Annotated in this window: 16 protein-coding genes; 3 read left to right on the forward strand and 13 right to left on the reverse strand. The window is 72.7% G+C overall.

Annotated elements, in window-relative coordinates; all coding sequences use genetic code 11:
* Nucleotides 1–78: 78 nt before the first annotated feature.
* From ACWGKQ_RS01285 to ACWGKQ_RS01330, 10 genes are all read right to left on the reverse strand, one after another.
* Nucleotides 79–3,414 (reverse strand): BTAD domain-containing putative transcriptional regulator, encoded by a 3,336-nt coding sequence (locus tag ACWGKQ_RS01285; protein ID WP_453289783.1) that lies wholly within the window; start codon nt 3,412–3,414, stop codon nt 79–81.
* A 192-nt stretch (nt 3,415–3,606) separates the two neighbouring features.
* A complete protein-coding gene (locus ACWGKQ_RS01290) occupies nt 3,607–4,104 on the reverse strand; it encodes a hypothetical protein (protein ID WP_453289784.1) in 498 nt (165 codons plus the stop codon).
* Between the two features lie 279 nt (nt 4,105–4,383).
* On the reverse strand, nt 4,384–4,671 hold the full coding sequence (locus ACWGKQ_RS01295) for an SCO5918 family protein (protein WP_453289785.1): 288 nt from the start codon (nt 4,669–4,671) through the stop codon (nt 4,384–4,386).
* 80 nt (nt 4,672–4,751) lie between these two features.
* Nucleotides 4,752–5,189 (reverse strand): CBS domain-containing protein, encoded by a 438-nt coding sequence (locus tag ACWGKQ_RS01300; protein ID WP_453289786.1) that lies wholly within the window; start codon nt 5,187–5,189, stop codon nt 4,752–4,754.
* Between the two features lie 86 nt (nt 5,190–5,275).
* The gene (locus ACWGKQ_RS01305; protein ID WP_453289787.1) at nt 5,276–6,811 is read right to left on the reverse strand and encodes a DEAD/DEAH box helicase; all 1,536 of its coding nucleotides are present in this window, start codon (nt 6,809–6,811) and stop codon (nt 5,276–5,278) included.
* Nucleotides 6,812–7,142: 331 nt separating this feature from the next.
* On the reverse strand, nt 7,143–7,349 hold the full coding sequence (locus tag ACWGKQ_RS01310) for a cold-shock protein (RefSeq protein ID WP_181807290.1): 207 nt from the start codon (nt 7,347–7,349) through the stop codon (nt 7,143–7,145).
* A 231-nt stretch (nt 7,350–7,580) separates the two neighbouring features.
* Nucleotides 7,581–7,919, reverse strand: coding sequence for a helix-turn-helix domain-containing protein (locus tag ACWGKQ_RS01315; RefSeq protein WP_453289788.1), 339 nt, complete (start codon nt 7,917–7,919; stop codon nt 7,581–7,583).
* A 787-nt stretch (nt 7,920–8,706) separates the two neighbouring features.
* Entirely contained in the window at nt 8,707–9,009 is a 303-nt protein-coding gene (locus tag ACWGKQ_RS01320) for a hypothetical protein (RefSeq protein ID WP_453289789.1), read from the reverse strand.
* A gap of 78 nt (nt 9,010–9,087) precedes the next feature.
* Complete coding sequence (locus ACWGKQ_RS01325) at nt 9,088–9,348, reverse strand: hypothetical protein (protein ID WP_453289790.1); 261 nt, start codon at nt 9,346–9,348, stop codon at nt 9,088–9,090.
* Between the two features lie 765 nt (nt 9,349–10,113).
* A complete protein-coding gene (locus ACWGKQ_RS01330) occupies nt 10,114–10,458 on the reverse strand; it encodes a hypothetical protein (RefSeq protein ID WP_453289791.1) in 345 nt (114 codons plus the stop codon).
* Nucleotides 10,459–10,880: 422 nt separating this feature from the next.
* Here ACWGKQ_RS01330 and ACWGKQ_RS01335 point away from each other — a divergent pair, with 422 nt between their 5' ends.
* Entirely contained in the window at nt 10,881–11,285 is a 405-nt protein-coding gene (locus tag ACWGKQ_RS01335; RefSeq protein WP_453289792.1) for a DUF5994 family protein, read from the forward strand.
* Nucleotides 11,286–11,447: 162 nt separating this feature from the next.
* Nucleotides 11,448–12,140 carry a hypothetical protein gene (locus ACWGKQ_RS01340; protein ID WP_453289793.1) on the forward strand — a complete coding sequence of 231 codons (693 nt, stop codon included), beginning with the start codon at nt 11,448–11,450 and terminating at the stop codon, nt 12,138–12,140.
* A gap of 19 nt (nt 12,141–12,159) precedes the next feature.
* Here ACWGKQ_RS01340 and ACWGKQ_RS01345 read toward each other — a convergent pair whose 3' ends face one another.
* A complete protein-coding gene (locus ACWGKQ_RS01345) occupies nt 12,160–14,175 on the reverse strand; it encodes a SpoIIE family protein phosphatase (protein ID WP_453289794.1) in 2,016 nt (671 codons plus the stop codon).
* Between the two features lie 362 nt (nt 14,176–14,537).
* Between ACWGKQ_RS01345 and qcrB the strand changes: the two genes are divergently transcribed.
* The gene (qcrB, locus tag ACWGKQ_RS01350; protein ID WP_453289795.1) at nt 14,538–16,052 is read left to right on the forward strand and encodes a cytochrome bc1 complex cytochrome b subunit; all 1,515 of its coding nucleotides are present in this window, start codon (nt 14,538–14,540) and stop codon (nt 16,050–16,052) included.
* Here the strand turns inward: qcrB and ACWGKQ_RS01355 are convergent.
* Together ACWGKQ_RS01355 and ctaD are read right to left on the reverse strand one after the other, a co-directional pair.
* Nucleotides 15,970–16,374 (reverse strand): cytochrome c oxidase subunit 4, encoded by a 405-nt coding sequence (locus ACWGKQ_RS01355; RefSeq protein WP_453289796.1) that lies wholly within the window; start codon nt 16,372–16,374, stop codon nt 15,970–15,972. The genes qcrB and ACWGKQ_RS01355 overlap by 83 nt on opposite strands.
* Nucleotides 16,371–18,044 carry an aa3-type cytochrome oxidase subunit I gene (gene ctaD, locus ACWGKQ_RS01360; RefSeq protein ID WP_453289797.1) on the reverse strand — a complete coding sequence of 558 codons (1,674 nt, stop codon included), beginning with the start codon at nt 18,042–18,044 and terminating at the stop codon, nt 16,371–16,373. The genes ACWGKQ_RS01355 and ctaD overlap by 4 nt, the downstream gene beginning before the upstream one ends.
* Nucleotides 18,045–18,067 lie beyond the last annotated feature (23 nt).

Raw genomic sequence — 18,067 nt, forward strand, 5'->3', positions numbered from 1 at the left:
AACGGTCTTGCGAACCGCTTGCAAGCCGATCGCAAGTCGGCCGTCGGATTCTCGTCCCGACGGTGTGTCGTACGCCGGTCACGCAGGGGGGAATCGGCGTACGGCGCCGTCTTGAACGGTTTCTCCACCGGCCAAGGCCTCCAGGGACCGCCGGGTACGCGCATGCTCCAGGCGGGCCGGGCCGTCGGCCAGCAGGGCGAGCGCCTCGCGGAGTTCGGGTCCGCCGTCGGGCCCGCGTGCCTCGCCGCACAGCCGCAGCACCCGGCCGACGGTGCCGGGCGCGCCCCACCTGCGGGCCATCGACAGCTGCTCCCGTGCCAGCCGTTCGGCCCGGTCCCGCTCCCCCAGCCCGGTCAGTGCCCGTACCCGCAGCAGATCCCCGTCCCACCACACCGGGTTCACCACGTCCGGCTGGAGGTGCCGTACGCCGTCCAGTACGGCCAGCGCCGGTGCGTACCGGCCTTCGGCGATCAGCACCCGCGCCTCGCTCTCTCCGCGCAACCGCGCCCCCTCGGCGCCCCCGGCCCGCGTCCCCGTCCGCTCTGTCCGCCCCATCCGCTCCACACAGGCACGCGCGCCGGCGATGTCCCCGAGGTCCAGCAGCACCCCGGTCAGGAACGCGCGGCAGTGCGGCGCACCGGGCGCGACCCCCCACGCGCCGAACTGTTCGAGCGCGGTCTCCAGTGACCGGCGGGCCTGGTGCAACTCACCGTGCCGCCACTGCGTGAACCCGTTCCACAGGTGCGCCGTCAGCGTCCCGATCAGCGACCCCCGCTGCGCGGCATACGTCAGCGTCTCGTCCCACAGCAGCCTGACGTCGTCGTCGGCCAGATCCAGCACGACGCCCGCCGTGCACCACGAGAGCACCCTTCCGCTGTGCAGCAGCACCCGGTCCGTGAGCGCGAACCGGGCCGAGGCGACGGCCGCGGCGCGGTCGAGACGCCGCACGGTGGCGTCCCTCGCCGCCTCGGCGGCGAGCATGCGGGCGCCGGGCCCGTCCCCGGCGGGAGGTGGCACCGGGACATCCATACCGCCGGCGCCCACGGCGCAGGACCCGTGCGCGAAGGCGCCGAGTCGCGCCAGGGCCAGCAGCCCCTGCCGCTCGTCGGCCGTACCGTCCGGCTCCGCGGCCGCCCGGGACGCGAACCCGGCCGCCTCGCCGGGCCTGCCGGTGCAGATCAGGGTCTGCGCGAGCAGGCCCGCGGCACCGGCGCGCAGCAGCGACGAGGTCTCGTACACCTCCCGCAGGTGACGGGCCGCCGCAGGCCCGTCGACGAGTGCTTCGGCCCGGCCCAGTTCCAGCAGCACCTCGGGCCGGAGGTCCCGTGCGGGCGGCTCCAGCAGCGCGCGGGTGAGCAGGGTGGCGGCCGCGTCGTGCGCACCGCGGGCGGTCGCGCGGGCCGCGGCGGTGCGCAGGACGCCGACCACCCAGGGGTCGCCCCGGTAGGGGACCAGGAGCAGATGCGCGGCGGTCCGCTCCGGAGCCGCTCCGGCACGGTCGAGGAGCCTTGCCGCCCTCGCATGCAGGGCCGGGCGCTCGGCCGCGGACACCGTCCGCAGCACGGCCTCGCCGGCCAGGGGATGGACGAACGCCAACGGGTACTGGTCACGGACCACTTCCGCCCGTACGAGGGCCGCCGTCGCCGTGGCCACGTCCTGCTCGGACAGACCCGTGAAGGCGGCGACCGTCGGCAGCGACGCCCCACCACCGCCGCCGCCGTCACCACTGCCGCCGTCCGCGCCGCCACCGTCGAGAACCGCGACCGCCCGTACGACGGCCGTGGCGGCGGACGGCAGCCGGTCCAGCACGGTGGCCACGAGGTCGGAAACGGCACGGACGCCCGGCTCCGCCACGATGCGCGGATCCGCGCCCGCCCCCGCCGCCTCCAGGGCCCCGAGCACGTGGCTCAGCAGCAGCGGCAGACCCGCCGACACCCGGTGGCAGACGCGTTCGGCCTCCTCGTGCGCCGTACCGCCGAGCACCCGGCCTACCAGCCGGGCGACGCCCGCCGCGCTCAACGGCTCGGGCCGGATGTGCACCACCGTCGGGTCCTGTGCGAGGTCGGCCAGCACCTGCTCGCTCTCGCGCCGGTCGGGAGGCTCCCCGGCGCGCAGCGCGGTGACGACGAGGATCGGCAGGGTCCGGATACGCGGCAGCAGATGGGCCAGGAAACGCAGGGAGGCCGTATCGCACGCCTGGAGGTCGTCCACGAGGAGGAGCAGGGGCCGCGGTGCCGGGCGGCCGTCGGTGACCAGGCGCTCGACGATCCGGTAGAGCCCGTGCAGGACGTCGAAACCGTCGGGCCCGCCGGCGGTCCGCCCGTCGGACACCGGCATGGCCACGGCCGCGGCCCGCATCGTGCCGTCGTGGCCGCCGCCCACCGCGTCGAGCAACCGGCTCACGACGTCGTGGGGATCGCGCGGGCGGATCCCCGGCGCCACCTCCGTGCGGGCCTGCGGACCGTCACCGACGTCCAGCACCCGTACGCCCCACTCCCTGCCCAGCCGTCCCGCCTCCGCCAGCAGTGCGCTCCGGCCGATCCCTGCCGGGCCTTGCACACACACCAGCCCGCCGCGGCCCGCGACCGCGTCCGCCAGGCAGTGCCGCAGCTCCGCCAACTCCTTCTCCCGCTCGACGAGTCGGCCGACCAGAGTGGCGGACGCGGGCGGCGCGGACGGCAGGGGTGCGGCGGGACGCGGCGCGTGGGACAGGATCTCGGCCTCGACGCCGCGCAGGGCGGGGCCGGGGTCGATGCCCAGCCGGTCGGCGAGGGTCCGGCGGGCGCGGCGGAGTACGGAGAGGGCGTCGGCCCGGCCATGGGCGCGATGGCGGGCGAGGGCCAGCAGGGCCCAGCGCTCCTCGCGCAGGGGCTGTCCGGCGACGAGGTCCTCGGCTTCGGCGAGCAGTGCCTCGGTGTGCTCCTCGCACTCCAGGCGGGCGGCCAGTAACCGCTCCCGCACCACCTCACGCAGTTCCTCCAGGCGCGCCGCCTCCGTCCGTGCCCACGGCCCGTCCGCGAACCCGGCGAAGGCCGGCCCCCGCCAGAGGGCGAGCGCCTCGGTGAGCAGGGCCGCCCGCCGCGCCGGCGGCTCGGCCTGCCCGGCCTGCTTGAGCAGCGCTTCGAACCGCCAGGCGTCGACATGGTCCGCGCCGAGACGGATCGCGTAACCGGCGCCTTCCCACACGATGACACTGCTGCGGGCACCGGCCGCCCGGGCCGGTTCCAGTTCCCTCCGCAGCCGCGACACGTACGCCTGGAGAGCGCCGACCGCGCTCGGTGGCGGCCCCGCGCCCCACACCGCGTCGATCAGCCGGTCGCCGGTGACCACGGCGCCCCGTGCCAGCACCAGCAGCGCGAACACCGCGCGGGGCCGGGGGCCGCCGAGGCTCAGGGCCCGCCCGTCGTGCGTCACGGCCAGTTCACCGAGGACACCGACCCGGAGCCCGGCAGCCCTGCGGGGCTCCGGTTCCGGGGCGCTCGGTCTCGGCCCCTCTCCGCCGGCGTGCTCCATACGTCCCCACTCGCTGTCGGCCGTACGACCGATTGGACCATGCCGGGGAGCCGATGGACATGCCCTGTTCGTATCGGTATGGCCCTGCGGTGCTCACACGCTGCACCGGCAGTAGAGGTGGGCGCCCGCCGTCCGCGCACGGCGGGCCAGGGCCATGAACATGGCCACAGTGTCCTGGGCGTGGAGGTAGTCGGCGAAATCGACCTCCTCGATCTCGTACCACCGGGCCGTCACCATCGGAACCGCGTCCTCGGGGAGGGTGGCGAGGGTGTCCCGCCACCTGTCGGGCAGCTGCTCCAGGACCAGGCCCGTGTTCCAGGGGGAGTCAGGGTCGACGGGCTCGGTCCCGGGGTAGGGCGGTTCGGGCCAGATCAGCTCCGGCGCATCGCGCTGACCGGCGAAGGGGACCCCCTCCGCACAGGCGACCAGTTTGGCCACCACGACATTCGGGTCCAGGCCCTTTGCGTCGATCCAGTCCGCGCCCGAGTCCTCCAGCGACGTCCCGTGGCGCCAGTCGCCGTCAGGACCGATGGCCTGGTTCACCGCCGTGGTGTGGTCAGTCGCGTGGAAGTAGTCGTACAGCACGCCCATGCCGGTCTCCGTCGTTCGCCGATCCTGCCCTGTGCCGAAGTAGAACAGGCGGCACTGACATCGAGTCCGAACGGGCCGCGCCGGTCGCCGCCGGGTGTCCTCACGGCGGCAACCAGGCGGAGCGGGCCACGCCGGTCTCGTGCGGATCGCGGCTCCTTGCCGAACCGGCAGACCCCACGGGAGCGGGTTCACGTGCCCGGCCCGCTCACAGACCGAGTGCCAGGTCCTCGGCTTTTCAACCGGCGAACGGCGCGTGAATCGCCGTGCCCCCGGAAATCGTCACCAGCCGAGCGCGTCCTCGTCGGCTCGCGCGTCCCGGGGCGGCGCGATCGGGCGCGCGTCGTGGCAGGTGAAGCCGAGCCGGGTCAGCGCGCGGCGCATCTCGAAGGACGTGAAGTCCCGGCGGTTCTGCCTGGTGATCACTTCCCCGACCTGCATCACGGGGTAGATCCGGCCGTCGATGGTCACGGACACGCCGGTGACGGGTTCGGGGGTGATGCCGCCCATCGACTGCTCGACCTCGCTCTTGGTCAGGTCGAAGGGGAAACGGGCGATGACACAGCGCATGGATGCCTCCGCAGGGGTGGGTGAGAACACCGGGGAACGACTCCGGAGAGGCCGGACGCGCGACGGCGGCCGGACGGCGGTCAGGGGGTGAGGGCCAGGACGCCCAGGGCGTAGCCGTGCTCGTCGACCACGGGGGAAACGTTCAGTGTCCGTATCCGCATGGCGGACTCCGCGTCGCCGAGTGCGGCCGTCGACGCGGTGAACGGCCCGCGGTCGAGCGGGATGTCCCGCAGCCGGGTCCGGTCGCTGAACCACGAGCCGCCGCGGTGCGCGGCGAGCTGGGCCCGGGTGACCAGTCCCGCGCACCGCCCGTCCTCGTCGCGGAGGAGCAGGTGGGAGACGCGGGCCCCGATGAGCACGGACAGGGCCACGTCGACCGCCATGTGGTCGTCGACCTGCGGCCCGGGCGCGTGCAGCATGGCGTCGCGGGCGGTCAGACCGGTGCCGTCGGCCTGGCCTGACCGGTGTGCTCGGAGCGGAATCGGGGTCGTCGGCGTCATCGGCGGAATCGGCGTCAAGGGCTTCTCCTCTTCGTCGGGGCGGGCGGGGAGGGCGGCGTCTCGGCCTGGGTGCCGGTAGCGGGGGCGCGTTCCCCGTGGCCGGGCTATGCGGTGGACCCGGGGGCGGAGCGCCGCGCCCGGGCCGCGGCCCGGCCGTTCCCGCCCCGTCCGGCGGCCCGGCCCCGGCGGTCACGGCCGGCGGATCCCTTGCCCTCGCGTTGTGCGGGTGCGGGTGCGGGGACGGTGACCGGTACGCCGGACGGGGTCCGGGCGCCGGTGATGGCATGCAGTTCGGCCGCGCCGGGGCGGATCCGGGCCGTGCTCGGGGTGATGCCGGCGTCGGCCATGAGCCGGTCCACCGCTCGGCGCTGGTGCGGCAGGACGAGGGTGACGACGGTGCCGGACTCGCCGGCGCGCGCGGTACGGCCGCCGCGGTGCAGGTAGTCCTTGTGGTCGCCGGGCGGGTCGACGTTGACGACCAGGTCGAGTTGGTCGACGTGGATGCCGCGGGCCGCGACGTTGGTGGCCACCAGGGCCGTGACGTGGCCGTCCTTGAACCGGGCGAGCGTCCGGTTGCGCTGCGGCTGGGACTTGCCGCCGTGCAGGGCCGAGGCGCGCACACCGACGGACAGCAGGTGCTCGGTCAGCCGGTCGACCGCGTGCTTGGTGTCCAGGAACATGATCACGCGTCCGTCCCGGGCGGCGATCTCGGTCGCGGTGGTGTTCTTGTCGGCGTCGCGCACGTGCAGCAGATGGTGCGCCATGGTGGTGACGCTGCCCGCCGGCGGGTCGACCGAGTGCACCACCGGGTCGTGGAGGTAGCGGCGCACCAGGAGGTCGATGTCACCGTCCAGCGTGGCCGAGAACAGCAACCGCTGCCCACCGGAAGGGACTTGGTCGAGCAGCGCGGTCACCTGCGGCATGAAGCCCATGTCGGCCATCTGGTCGGCCTCGTCGAGGACGGTGACGGCGACCTGGTCCAGCCGGCAGTCTCCCCGCTCGATGAGGTCCTTGAGGCGGCCGGGCGTGGCGACGACGACCTCGGCCGCGCCGCGCAGGGCACTCGCCTGACGGCCGATCGACATGCCGCCCACCACGGTGGCGAGCCGCAGTCCCAGGGCGCGGGCGTAGGGCGCGAGCGCGTCGCTGACCTGCTGGGCCAGTTCCCGGGTGGGGACGAGGACGAGGGCCAGCGGCTGCCGGGGCTGGGCGCGCCGCCCGTCGAGGCGGGCCAGCACCGGCAGGCCGAAGGCGAGCGTCTTTCCCGAACCCGTACGGCCCCGGCCCAGCACGTCCCGGCCCGCGAGTGCGTTCGGAAGGGTGGCCGCCTGGATCGGGAAGGGCACGGTCACGCCCTCGGCGCGGAGCGCGGCCAGCAGTCCTGCGGGCATGTCCAGTTCGGCGAACGCCTCGACCGCGGGCAGCGGCTCGGTCAGGGTGACGGGCGGCGCGAACTCCTGCCGGCGTGCGGTGGAGTGCGCTCCCGGGCGGCTCTTGCGCCCGCTGCCCGGGCGAGGACCCTGGTGGCCCGTCTCCTGCTTGCGGAAACGGCTTCCGTGCGGGGAGCCTGTCGAGTGCGGGGCACTCCCGTTCACGCGGGAGCGACCGGAGGTGCCGCTGGTGCGACGGGTGCGGTTCAAGGTGGAACCTTCCTCGATACGGCGTATCGAGGAATTCCGTCCGACGGCGGGCGGCCGTACGAGGAATCACAAGAATGAGCCGAAGAAAAAAACGGAACGCCGGGCCTCTCACTCTCGGTGCCGAGGCCGGGGCTGTCATCAATCCGCAGATACCAGGGATCCCGGAGAACCTGGACAACCCGGATATCCCGGAGAACCCGGAAACTCCGGAGGTCGAATATCCGGGTGCCGGGGTGTAGGGGTAACGCAATGGCTGGGACCCGCACCCCAAGAGCGCGGGCCCCAGCCATATGACGCGCGAGCCACCGGCTCGCGACGATGCGTGTCAGTCTCAGGCAGCGACGATGTTCTCGGCCTGCGGGCCCTTCTGGCCCTGCGTGACGTCGAAGCTGACCTTCTGGCCTTCCCGAAGCTCGCGGAAACCACCGTTGCTGATGATGTTCGAGTAGTGGGCGAACACGTCAGCGCCGCCACCGTCCTGCTCGATGAAGCCGAAGCCCTTTTCCGCGTTGAACCACTTCACGGTGCCAGATGCCATATTGAATCTCCCTTGGGGGGCAGTGCCGGACCCTGCACTTTGCGGGGTCGAGTCGCCGCGATGATCACCCCTCCGGAAAGATTCCGGAAAGCTATGCAAAGAAAAAACCTCTGGTAACCAAAACTGCAACAGCTATCACGCTAACACAGCCCGGGAGGAACCGCCCGTGCACTTTGGCGTCGGCCCGGCGATTCTCATCCCGCCGCAGCCGGAATTTCTGCACCGGCGGAACTAGATATGCGCGTCGCCCTCGTCCAGCTTCCGGCGTATCTCGCGGTTCAGGCGGAGGGCGTCGTCCAGCTGGTCCTCGAGGGAGATGATGCGGCACGCGGCCTCGATGGGGGTGCCCTGGCCGACCAGCTCGCGGGCGCGGGCGGCGACGAGCAACTGGCGGCGGGAGTACCGGCGGTGACCGCCTTCCGAGCGCAGCGGGGTGATCAGACCGGCCTCACCGACGGCCCTCAGGAAGGCGGGGGTGGTGCCGAGCACGTCAGCGGCCCGGCCCATGGTGTAGGCGGGGTAGTCGTCATCGTCGAGGTTGCCGATGACAGAGTCGTTCTCGGCGGGCATGACACCTTCGTTCCGGGAGCGCTGCCAGGGACCCAGGTGTGCGTGGGACCCGTGCTCCGAAGGAATCAGCACCATCTGCGTCGTGCCACAACCCTATCTCCGGCGGGCACGGAGATGTGGCCTCGCCATGACAGATTTCCTCGCGGGTACACCCCGGTGCCGGTCCCGCCGGTGTTCGGCAGCACTGTCCGGTGTGCTGCCGCGTGTCGTCACCGGCCGTCGGAGCAGGCCTCGGTTCGGGCGCGGTACGCCGTCGCGTGGGCCGTCCGCCCCTCCCAGGCGTCCTGTGCGTTCGCGTGGGCGGGAAACCGGCCGGGCATGCCGGTACAGCGGAGGACCAGGCCGATCGTGTGGTTGTCGTGGACGCAGAATGCTGCAGTCGGCGAAGGTGACCGCGCTCAGGTCCACGATGATCAGGAGCCGGCCGGGCCGGGCCGCGCGGACCAGTGGGCCGACGGTCTGCGCGTCCAGTTCGCCGTACGCGCGGACGATGCGGCACTCCTCGAAAAGCGCGGGCGCTTCGCCCTGGGCCGTCAACGGTGCGCGCGGGGAGGGGAGTCGACGCCGGCCGGCCAGTGTCCGGTGGCCGCGCTGTGACGCCCTGGAGCTTGAACTGCCCGCGCCCGTCGACGAGTTGGCACCGGATCCGGACGTCGAGGTACGGGTCGCCGTGGACCATGGGCGTCCGGTACGTGTGCGTGTCGGAGGGCGGCGTTCTGGTGCGTCCTCTCCCGAACGTCCGGTACCCCGTTGCCCCTTCTGCCGCTCCTGTCACTCCTGCCTCTCGCTACTCCTGCACCTCCCGTTCCTCCTCCTGTTCCTCCTCCTGTTCCTCCTCCTGTTCCTCCATCAGGCGGATGCCCTCGTGTGTCAGCGACACGGCGGCCGGGGTCCGGTGCGAGGTCCAGTCCACGTTGATCAGGCCCTCGTCGGCCAGGTAGACACAGGCGGCGGAGAGGTCCTCGTCGGGCAGGCCCAGTTCGGTACGGAGCGCCGATCCGCTGACCTCGGGGCGGTTGTGCTCCACAGCCCCGTACAGGGATCGCAGGACCGCCTTCCGGTTGTTCTTGCGTTCGCGGAGTTTCGTCATGTCTGTCGTTCTCCGAGGTATTGACGGCCGCGTGGGGACGGCCGGGACGACGGACCCTCCTGGCCGCACAGACCCGGTTCACACCTCATCGGCGTGTGCCGACGCCTGGCCCGTCGCCTCGCCGGCCGTGAGCCACGACCGTGCGGGTTCCGCGGTGTGGGCGGTGTCGAGGGTGAGATGGAGCCGGGTGCCTCCGCCTTCCCCGGCGGGGTAGCTGCGCTGCTCGGTCGAGGCGAAGCAGTGCCGGAGGACCTCGGCCACGCGCCGGGCGACCTCCGGGGTCGCGGCGACGATGCGCACCTCCGCGTGATCCCGGGAGGGCAGGGAGTCGTACTCCATAGGGACCTCCTGGCGGGCGACCGGCAGAACGCGGACGCATCGCTGCCCGATACGCCGGGAGACGGTGCGGGGGCGGCTGCGGCGGGTTCCACGCGGGCCCGTCGGCATTTTTCCAGCGCTCTCTTTTCTGAAGGGTATGCCGGGGAGGACCGCCCGTGCGTGCCACGGCCGCACGGCGACCCGGAGAGCGGTCCTGCCCTCACGGGCTGCCCGCTCCCGGTGACCGAACGGAGCCGGGCCGGACGAGAAGGCCCCCGGAAGGTTCTCATCCGGAGGAAAGCCACCTACGCTTGCGGCATTCCGCCGTGCCACCGGCTTCCGCGGAAGGCAGCCCGTTCGGCAGCCCGTCGGCTGCTCGTGCCCCCGAATCCGGGCAAGGACCGAGTTCGCAGCCTCCGCAGAACAGTCACTCTCGTGGCCCACCCCGGCCGGCTGCCCCGGTGTGGCACCTCCTTCACCTCCCCTCGTCCCGAGACCGGCACGGCGGCCTCCCCGCTTGCCGACGCACGGTCCGACGTGGGGCACCCGGCTCCCGTTCGCGCGCCCGAAAAGGAGGGGGGAGCAGCGCGCGGGGAGCCCGGGCGGCCGCCGTCGAGGTCCGGACGACCGGCGGCGGCCGTCGGAAACCGCGGTGCCGGGCCGGAGAACCGCGCGGGGAGCCCGGGCGGCCGGGGCACCGCCCCTGGCCGGAGGCCCGTCCCTCGCCGCCACCGAGAAGGAGCCAGCACGGGCCCCCGCCGTCTTCCGGCGGGAGCCCACCGCCGCCTAGGTCCGCAGCAGCCGCTGGGTGAGCTCCCGGTACTGCCTCAGCGAGGCCCGGAGTTCGGCGGAGTCCGTTTCGGGGTCCCGGTCCTGCCAGCCTGCGCGGAGGACCCGCCGTACCTCCGTAAGGGCGGCCGCGAGCTGGGCGGCGGCTTCGTCGAAGGCGCCCTCGGCCTCCTCCAGTGCCTCGCGCGGGGTGTCCGCGAAGGTGTTGACGGCATGTCCGAGGCGGCGCACGATCTCTTCCCGTTCTGCCGAGGGGAGCAACGGCTCCGGTCCCGTGGTGCGGCGTCCACCCGGGCCCTGGGGCCGCTCCACGGGCTGCTGGGCGCGTGTCTGGTCGTACATCGTCGTGTGTACCGCTTCCGTTCGCGATGCGGATCACCGCCTGGAGGCGCCCTTCGCCTTCTCGACGGCCTGATTCAGGCTCCGGGGGCCCGGTCCGCCCTGCCTGCCCTTCATGGCCCTCGGCCGTCCTGCCAGTCAACGTCCGGCGACGATGGGTGTCAACGCGACGTCCGCCCCGGCGCGTCCGGCCAACGGGCGCTGATCAGCGGAATCAGGTACCCCCCGGCCCGAGGAGTACGGTGGGGCGAACGAGGGTGTGTCGTGCCTCTCCGACAGGTCGTCACCAGCACACCACCCATCCCCAGGGGCAGTCCGTGACCCCGGACACCGCCTCGCCGGTCCGAGGCCACGACGGACAGGTTCGCCGCGCGTCGCACCTGACGGCAACCGCGCATCCATCTACGGAAGTTGGCAGCAGCCTCATGACCACCGCACTGCAACCCCCGCTTCCCTCCCACCCCGTCCTCCGCCTGCGCCTGGCGCCCCACAGCGATCTGTCCCGGTCCATCGACGGAGCATGGTGGCCGCGCTCCTACGACCTCCTCGTCGAACTCCCCCGGCTGCTGGCCGGGTTGCCGCGTGCATGGGGCCATATCACCAGCGCCACCGTCAACGGGGCGGTGTGGTCCGCGACGCCCGGCCGGATACTCGTCTCCAACCAGGTCGTACGACTGCGCAGAGCCGTGGCGGCGAACGCCCCGCACACCGTCGTCCTGCTCGCCCCCGGCCGCGGGCGCTGGGACCTTGTGGTGGTGCCTCCGGACACCGCCGAGGACACCGCCGAACCGCTCATGGCGGCCGCGGCGGGCGCCCTCGGCAAAGGCTGACCCGGGCGCCGTGACAGGCCCGCCGGGCCGCCGGGGCGGGCCGGGCCGGGAGTACCGTGGAGGGACCGAGGGCATGCCGTGCACCGCCTCCGACACCGGTGCCGTTCTCGGGGATCGACGACGCCGGGTCGGCCTTCGCCCGTGCCCGGGGCAGGGTTGCTGATGCCCGCGCAGGTGTTCCTCCCGACGACCTTGACCCTCCCCGCGCTCCAACCCGCACGGGGCAGGCCGCGCACTCGCCTGCCGGACTCGGCGAAGGCGGAGCGCCGCTCCTCGCCCGAGGTGGCGGAACGCGTCCGCCCGCTGACCCGTGGTCAGGTCGCGGACCGTCTGGAGGAGCTGGGCGACCTGTACGCGGAGACCTCCGGCGGGGACGCGCAGGCGTGGAACCAGGCGCGTGCCACCTTCCTGCTCCATCTCGCGGCCGACGCACGACGACCGGGGTTCGCGCTGCTGATCGCGGAGACCACCGCCCTGGCCGGATACGCCTACGGCTTCCCCACGGCCGGCGCGGGTCCGTGGTGGGCGGGGTTCGGCGGACACGTCGCGGAGAGCCTGCTTCGCCGTGCCGCTTCCGGCGGGCTCTTCGTCGTCTCCGGAATCGTGGTGCCGCCCCGCGTGCGCCGGGAGTACAAGGACCAGGTCTGGAACCTCGCCCGGCGCCTGCAGCGGCGGTTGCTCGCCGACCACGGCGCCGCGCTCGGCGTCACGCTGGTGGACGCCCGGGACCACAGGACGGTGGAAACCATGCGGTCCTGGGGCTGGCGGGACGCAGGAGACGACAGCCCCCCGGCTGTGCGGCCGGCCGTGCCGCCCGGTCCGTTCCGCATCCTGGTACTGGATCCGGGGACGTGAGCGGCCGCCTCCTCACGGATCACCTCCCGGCCCCGATCACAGGCAGGGAACGAGGAAGGGGCAGGGGCAGCGGCAGGCGCAGGGCGAGAAGGGCGATGTCGTCGGTGCTGCCGGGCGACATCCGGGCCGCCACCTGGTCACACAGCGTGTCCAGCGGTTCGTGGGCGAGGGTGAGGGCGTGGCGGCGCAGTCGGCCGAGCCCGGTGTCCAGGTCACTGCCGGGAGACTCGATCAGGCCGTCGGTGTAGAGCAGGAGCGTGGACCCCGGCAGCAGGGCGTGGGCCGCGCTCGGCCGGTGGCTGCCACCGTCCGGACTGGCTCCGAGGATCAGCCCCTGCCCGGCTTCCAGGTACTGCGCGTTCCCGTCCGGGGTGAGCAGCAGGGGCGGCGGGTGCCCGGCACTGGTCCAGCGCAGCGTCCAGGGGCCGGTGTCCGGGCCCTCCACCCGGGCGAGGACGAGGGTGGCCAACGGCACGGTCGTGATGGCGTGCATGGCCTCGTCGAGGCGGTCCACGACGGCACCGGTCGGCCCGGTGCGGTCCCATGCGAGGGAGCGCAGGACGCCCTGCAACTGCGCCATGCCGGCCGCGGCGGTCAGATCGTGGCCCACGACATCGCCGATGACCAGGGCGAGCGCGCCGTCCCTCAGCATGAACGCGTCGTACCAGTCGCCGCCGACCTGCGAGCCGGCCGGCGCGGGCTGGTACCGGGCCGCCAGCTGGATGCGGCCGTGCTCGGGCAGCGGGGGGAGGAGGTTGCGCTGCATGGCCTCGGCGACCGCGCGCTGCCGGCCGAACCGGCGGGCGTTGTCGATGACCAGGCCGACCCGGCGGCCGATGTCGCTCACCACGTCCAGATCGCCGGTGTCGAAGGGCCGCGCCGCGTCGGTGCGCACCAGCGTGAGGGCACCGGTGACCTGCCGTCTGCTCCCCAGCGGCACCGTGATGACGGAAGCCGCGCCGGTCGCTCTGAGGAAAGCGCCGTGGACGATGGCCAGCGGGGAGTCGGACGGCGCGTCCAGGGCCGCCCGGTCCTGGAGGACGGGGCCGCCTCCGTTCAGCACCTGGACCAGGGGCGAGTGGACCGACTCCCCGGCAGGGGGCAGCTGGCCACGCCAGTCCTCCTGCCCGGCAGCACGGCCGTCGGGGCCGGTCACCGCCACCCGGTGCACCTGCCGGGAGCCGACCCGCAGGTCCACCGCGGCCCAGTCGGCGAGGCGGGGGACCAGGAGCCGGCTCAACCGGGCGAGAGCCTCGTCGACCTCCAGGGTCTGACCGAGCACATCGGTGATCTCCGCGACGAGTGTCAGCCGCTCGGTGAGACTCTCCAGAGCGCTCGTACGCGCGGCCCGTTCCGCCCGTTCCCCCCGCTCCGACTGCTCCGCCCGTTCCGCCCGTTCCCTGCGGGCGCGGCGGTCCTCCACCGTCTCGACGATCAGCACGACCATGCCCGGGGAGCGGCCGCCGACGCCGTCGTCCGTCAGCGGCGTGGCCGACCAGGAGATCGGGATCAGCCGTCCGTCACCCCGCAGACACCTGTCGTCGTCCCCGCGCGCCGAACGCCCCTCGGCCAGCGCCCGCAGCAGCGGGCAGCGCTCTCGCGGGACGCGGGCGCCTCCCGGATCCCGATGGCACAGGTCATGCAGGTCCCGCCCGTACACCGCCGCCGCCGGGCGGCCCAGCAGCCGCTCGGCGGCCCGGTTGACCGCGACGATCCGCCCGGCCGGGTCGATCACGGCCATGGCCGTGCCCAGCTGCTCCACCGCCTGCCGCAACAGATCTGGCTCCACCGCCGACAGCCGCCTCTCGTGCTCCCCGCCGGACCTCAAGCCCGGGCTCCGGGCCGCCGGGCCACGGAGACGCCGGTGCCCCGATGGTCCCCCGCCGAGTACCCGCCCGCACGGCCGACACGGCACTGCCTCCACGACACCCCGGCCGACGCCGGGCACGAGCAGCTCGGCGTCCTCGTGGTCGATGACGACGAGTACGGTGCCCTCGGTCTTCGGGGAACCGTCCACCGCGGTCACCGCCTTCACTCAGCCCGCGCCACCACGGGCGCGTCCGGCGATGTCCGAAGTCCGCCGTCGTGCCTCCTGAACCGGGTCCGTCCGGCTGACCGCTGCCGAGTACCCCGTGGCAGCGGGAGGAGTGCCTTCGCGCGGGGCTCCTGGGTCATCGCCCCCGGGAGACCGGGAGGCCTGACGACGGCGCCGTCTCCGGCGGCTCGTCCGATCGGGTGCCGAGGTCCTGCCGCGCGAGTGTTTCGCGGGGGTGCGGTACTCGCTCCGCGCCTCTCGGGCAAGGGATGGCGAGAGTACGACGGCACCCGGTCCTGAGGAGGGCGTCACATGGGTCCAGTGCGATGCGGGGAAGGCGCCGGCGCCGCCGTGGCAGCCGTATGAAGAGGGCACGCGGCCGGGGCGAGCGGTTCGCCGACGCGGTCGACGCCCGGCTGCCCGTCCACGACGGGGCGGGGCAGCTGATCCGCAAGTCCTTCCCCGACCACTGGTCGTTCCTGCTCGGCGAGCTCGCCCTCTACAGCCTGATCGTGCTGGTGCTGACCGGCGTGTGGCTGACGTTCTTCTTCAAGCCCGAGATGCGGGACGTGGTCTACGAGGGCCCCTACGAACCCCTGCGCGGAACGCTGATGTCCGGCGCGTTCGACTCGACCCTGCACATCAGCTTCGACGTCCGCGGCGGCCTGCTGATGCGGCAGACCCACCACTGGGCCGCGCTGGTCTTCGTCGCCGCGATCGGCCTGCACCTGCTGCGGATCTTCTTCACCGGCGCCTTCCGCCGACCGCGCGAGATGAACTGGGCCATCGGCGTCACCCTCTTCGCGCTCTCCCTCGCCGAGGGCTTCGCCGGCTACTCGCTCCCGGACGACCTGCTCTCCGGCACCGGTCTGCGGATCGCCCAGGGCATCATGCTGTCGATCCCGGTCGTCGGGACGTACCTCGCCATGTTCGCGTTCGGCTCCGAGTTCCCCGGCCACGACATCGTGCCCCGGCTCTACACCCTGCACATCCTGCTGCTGCCCGGCGTGCTGCTCGCCCTGGTCACCGTCCACCTGATGCTGGTGTTCCACCTGAAGCACACCCAGTGGCGCGGCCCCGGACGCACGGACAGGAACGTGACCGGCAAGCCGCTCCACCCCCAGTTCGCGGCCTCCTCGACCGGTCTGTCCCTCGCCGTCTCCGGGCTGCTGGTGGCGCTCGCCGCCGTCGCGCAGATCAACCCGGTGTGGGTGTACGGCCCCTACCGGCCGGACCAGGTGTCGACCGGCTCCCAGCCGGACTGGTACGTCGGCTTCCTCGAAGGCTCGCTGCGCCTGGTCCCGCCCTGGGAGACGAACCTCGCCGGGCACACCCTGATGTGGAACGTCCTGCTGCCGGCCGTCGTGCTGCCCGCGCTGCTCTTCCTCGTCCTGTACGCCTACCCCTTCGTCGAGCAGCGGCTCACCGGCGAGGACGGCCAGGAGCAGCACTTCGGCGACCGGCCACGCGAACGGCCCGTGCGTACCGGCCTCGGCGCCGCGGGCGTCACCTGCTACGCCGTGCTGCTGCTGGCCGGCGGCAACGACGTCATCGCCCTGAGCTTCCGGATCTCGGTGAACGCCCTGACGTGGATCTTCCGGGTCGCCCTGGTCGTGGCCCCGGTCGCCGCGTTCTTCGTGACCCGCACGGTGTGCCGCGCGCTGCTGCACTCGGAACAGGAACTGCTGACCGAGGGCGAGGAGACGGGGGAGGTACGGCAGACCCTGGCCGGCGGCTACGAGAGCGGCCACCGCCCGGTCACGTCGTTCCGGCCGGGTGCCCCGCGCAGGCCGCTCAGTCCTCCGGACCGGCCCCCCGGCTCGCGTACTGGAACACCAGCCCGGCAACCCCCCGAGCCAGAACGCCGAAGCCGATGAGGAACAGCCACAGCCCGAACACCACCCCCACCGCCGCGACGGCGAACCCGAACGCGGTGACGATCGGCCAGGGGCTGTGCGGCGGGAAGAACTCCAGCGGCCCGGCGGAGTCCGCCACCTCCGCATCCGTACGGTCCTGCGCGCGCGGGCCGCGCCGGACGTACTGGGTGGCGCAGAAGAACGACACCAGCGCGGCCATCCCGAACGCCACGATCAGCGCCGCCGTACCGGCCGGATCGGCGTGGGACCACACGCCGTAGAGCGCGGCGGACGCACCGAAGAAGACGGCCACCCCGCCGAAGAGCAGTGCCTCGGCCTTCACCGCAGGCCCTCCTGCTCCGCCTGCCGCACGATCCGGGGATGGTGCAGGTCGAACGCCGGGGACTCCGACCGCACCCGGGGCAGCGCCACGAAGTTGTGCCGGGGCGGCGGGCAGGAGGTGGCCCACTCCAGGCTGCGTCCGTATCCCCAGGGATCGTCCTGGTCGACCTGCCGTCCCCGGTGGGCCGTGCGCCAGACGTTGTAGAGGAACGGCAGCGTGGAGATCCCGAGCAGGAACGCGCCCGCCGAGGACAGGGTGTTGAGCAGGGTGAACCCGTCCGCCGGCAGATAGTCGGCGATCCGTCTCGGCATCCCCGCCTCGCCGAGCCAGTGCTGCACCAGGAACGTCAGCTGGAACCCCGGGAAGAGCAGCCAGAAGTGCACCTTGCCCAGCCGTTCGTCGAGCATCTTCCCGGTGAACTTCGGCCACCAGAAGTAGAACCCGGCGAACATCGCGAACACGACCGTGCCGAACAGCACATAGTGCAGATGCGCCACCACGAAGTACGAGTCCGTGACATGGAAGTCGAGCGGCGGCGACGCGAGGAGCACCCCGCTCAACCCGCCGAGCAGGAACGACACCAGAAAACCCACCGACCACAGCATCGGGGTCTCGAAGGAGAGCGAACCCCGGTGCATCGTCCCGATCCAGGCGAAGAACTTGATCCCGGTCGGCACCGCGATCAGGAACGACATCACCGAGAAGAACGGCAGCAGCACCGCCCCGGTCGCGAACATGTGGTGCGCCCACACCACCGCGGACAGCATGGTGATGGTGGTCGTGGCCCCGATCATCGGCAGATAGCCGAAGAGCGGCTTGCGCGAGAACACCGGGATGATCTCCGAGACGATCCCGAAGAACGGCAGCGCCACGATGTACACCTCGGGATGCCCGAAGAACCAGAACAGGTGCTGCCACAGCAACGCCCCGCCGTTGTGCGCGTCGAAGACGTGCGAGCCGAACTTCCGGTCGCACTCCAGCGCCAGCAGCGCGGCCGTGAGCACCGGGAACGCCGGCAGCACCAGGATCGACGTGAACAGCACGTTCCAGGTGAACATCGGCATCCGGAACATGGTCAGGCCCGGCGCGCGCAGACACAGGATCGTCGTGACGAAGTTGACCGCGCCCAGCGTGGTCGACACGCCAGTCACCACCAGCCCCATCACCCACAGGTCGGCGCCCGCGCCCGGGGAGTGGTACGCGCTGTTGAGCGGCGCGTACGCGAACCACCCGAACGACGCCGCGCCCCCCGGCACCACGAACCCGGAGACCACCATCAGCCCGCCGAACAGATACATCCAGTACGACAGCGCGTTCAGCCGCGGGAAGGCCACGTCCGGGGCACCGATCTGCAACGGCATCACCGCGTTCGCGAACCCGGCGAACATCGGGGTCGCGAACAGCAGCATCATGATCGTGCCGTGGATGGTGAACAGCTGGTTGTAGACGTCCTGGCTCATCAACTGGAGCCCTGGACGGGCGAGTTCGGCACGCATGCCGAGGGCGAGCAGACCGGCGAGGAGGAAGAAGCAGAACGCCGTCACCATGTACAGCCGGCCGATCACCTTGTGATCGGCCGTACCGCTCAACGCCAGCAGCCCGCGGCCCAGCGGTGCCGGAGCGACGGAAGACCCGGTCCCGCTACCGGCCCGCTGTGACAGTTCGCTCATGCTCCTCCTCAGCCGAGCCGAGC

Source organism: Streptomyces sp. NPDC054770 (assembly GCF_053611985.1).